The 2,816-nt window shown below is 39.7% G+C and carries 3 protein-coding genes; 2 read left to right on the top strand and 1 reads right to left on the bottom strand.

Translation table 11 applies throughout. From position 1 onward, the window contains the following. Positions 1-952 precede the first annotated feature (952 nt). A complete protein-coding gene (locus tag HWQ39_RS29520; protein WP_292853341.1) occupies positions 953-1,156 on the top strand; it encodes a CopG family transcriptional regulator in 204 nt (67 codons plus the stop codon). Here the strand turns inward: HWQ39_RS29520 and dinB are convergent. Next, positions 1,127-2,248: a DNA polymerase IV gene (gene dinB / locus HWQ39_RS29525; RefSeq protein WP_292853343.1), complete on the bottom strand. Its 1,122-nt coding sequence runs from the start codon at positions 2,246-2,248 to the stop codon at positions 1,127-1,129. The two genes, HWQ39_RS29520 and dinB, sit on opposite strands and share 30 nt — an antisense overlap. A gap of 252 nt (positions 2,249-2,500) precedes the next feature. On the opposite strand from dinB, the gene HWQ39_RS29530 reads away from it, so the two are divergent. After that, positions 2,501-2,816 (top strand): hypothetical protein (locus HWQ39_RS29530; protein WP_292853345.1); only part of this gene is annotated, 316 nt, incomplete at its 3' end.

Genomic DNA, 2,816 nt, shown 5'->3' on the forward strand with positions numbered 1-2,816 from the left:
GCTTTCATCACGCTCTATTCTGCTCCCTCTTCCCAAGAATCATACATTGTCTGTAAAGGCAAAACTCTGACACACCCACTTATACTAATCCGTAATTCGTAATCTTAGGCTCTAGCTAGCACCAAGCTACGTAATTGAACCAAATCCACCTTACATTGAAGACTACGTTTCCGAATGCGAATACATTTCTGAACACTATCGCCCTCTACGCTCTGTGGGTAACTTTGGGTGGCAGGTGTCTGATGTGTGGCGCGAGTTGAGGGTTGATGATTTCTGTGGGTAAATTAAGCTCTGACTGAATAAAAATTAATATATCATGCTAAATTACTTTCAAAAAAGCCATAAAACGCTTACTAGGCAAGAAAAATCAACATTATTTACTAGTTATTTATGGGGTGTAGTACTGATTCGGGCTTTTGAGCTTTATTGTCGAGCTTAGTTTTGATATCTAACTAATAATTTGGCATAACAGCTACTGAAGAACCAAAATTATTAAACCTTAATGTGTCTAGAAAATTTTCTAGACATATTAAGGTTTCGTTAAGTTATGGAGTTAAATATAGTGCTTGAATGAAGGTCTATATTCAGAGTAGTTAGTCAATTTCACCTTTGGGTAAAGAGCAAATGAATATTAGATGCAATTGTATGAAGATAAGGTTTACTAAATTCAATTGGCAATACTTGCTGATTATACGCCTCTTGCAAAGCTCACTCCGATTACGCTTTGCTTAACAATATTTACCAAAAATACAAGCTCCTTTCAAATGTTCTAAAGTTCATATAAATGATTTATCAGTGAAGTTTTGGGCTACAAGTAAATACTCTGGGTAGGGATGTGCTAAAAATAGTTTTACGGCAAGTATGCTGTGGTTAACATCTATATATTTGTTAAGTATTGCACAAGGCATTTAAAGTCTAGATAATTCATTAAATTTAATTATTAGGGCAAGTCATGAACAAAAAATGGGCTATCAAACGAATCACAATAAATCTTGCATCAGCTGAAAGCGAAAAACTTGAACGATATTGTGCAAGTACAGGTAGACCTGCAACTGATGTGATTCGGGAGTTGATTCGCTCTCTCTCCATAACCGAGTTGTCAGCGTCTGAACAAACTACACCTACCCTAAAATATGATGTTCCCATTCTGAAATAATGGCAATTGAATTACTTGGGTTTGTTTGGCGTTATCAAGGTTAGACAACGAAATCCCCAGCAATCTAATACTGCGATTCTCCAAGTCAATCGACTCAAACAGTGTTTTGGCTATCTCAAAAATCGTAGAGAGTTCACCGATGGGAGCAAGCATTGTCTTACTGCGGGTTATCTGATGATAGTCAGAAAACTTGACTTTCAGAGTTAATGTGCGGCCTCGCGTTTCGTGCTGCTCTAACCTTTGCTCGACAATTTGGGCAATCTGTTCGAGTTCTTGCAACATTTCACTATAATCACTTAAATCTCTAGCAAACGAGGTTTCTGCACCAATTGACTTGCGAACCCGATTCGCTTCAACTGGGCGATCATCTTTTGCTCTGGCAATCTTGTAGTAATAATGACCAGCTTTCCCAAAATGGTGTGTTAACTCAGAAAGAGTCCGCACTTTCAAATCTGCACCAGTATGAATCTCCAGTGAGTGCATCTTAGCCGCCGTAACTTCTCCAATGCCGTGGAACTTTTCAATCGGCAGCTGTTCTACAAAGGCGATCGCATCCTGGGGTAAAATCACCGTCAGTCCATTGGGCTTGTTCTGGCCTGATGCCATTTTTGCTAGGAACTTGTTAATTGACACACCCGCAGTTGCCGTCAACTGAGTTTCCTTGAAAATTGCAGTTTTGATATGTCTTGCGATAGTAGAAGCGTAGGTGATGTTTTGCTTGTTCTCAGTAACGTCCAAATATGCTTCATCTAGTGCAACCCCTTCCACTAAATCACTGTAGCGTTTAAAGATAGTGTGGATTGAAGTAGAAATTTCTCGGTAAACGTCGAATCTCGGTCTGACAAATATCAGTCCGGGGCATTTAGCGATCGCTGTTATTGAAGGCATCGCGGAATGAATACCAAATTTTCTGGCTTCATAACTAGCTGCTGCAACTACACCTCGCTGATTCGGACTGCCACCGACTACTAACGGTTTACCTCGGTAGCTAGGGTTGTCCCTCTGCTCTACTGATGCGTAAAAGGCATCCATGTCTACGTGAACTATTTTCCTGGTTCTAGCGACAGATTCTTGTCCCAAGGGTAGCTCCACTACAAGCAGTCTCGTTTATTACGCACTATGCCACGAGCAAATTAAATCCTAAACTACAAATCTTATAGTACACTAGCACTAGTCTGAATGAAATTTAGCATATCTGCAAATTATTTAAGGTTTACTAGAACTTTCTGCTATCTGTTTCGACTGGTTTTTCTCAATATTCACAATATGAATATCGACCGATTGCAAGAACTTAAGCGAAAACTCACGAATGACGCAGACTTGTCTGATATTTGGCTATAATACATGGATCATTTTGCGGATCATCCAGAATTTACTGACCTGGGTGAGCCTGCCGATCATGAATATCTAGATGCTGTCCTCCAAAAAACTTGTCAGCAGATGTTTGGCAAGGCAATAAAGATTAGTGACTGTTTGCTAATCTACATCGCTCCGTATCATTTTTTTCATGGAGCTTTTCAAATTGAAGGGCGTATTGGAGGTGTGATTTACTTTGAGGATATAAAATTTGGCTTAATTGCAGTGTCAGAGGATTATCCAGCTACTAGGGGAAAAGCTGGCGAAGCTGTCACCAAGTGCAAACTAAACAGTTTAGTTCAAG

The organism is Nostoc sp. NMS8 (assembly GCF_017115045.1).
Lineage (GTDB): Bacteria > Cyanobacteriota > Cyanobacteriia > Cyanobacteriales > Nostocaceae > Nostoc.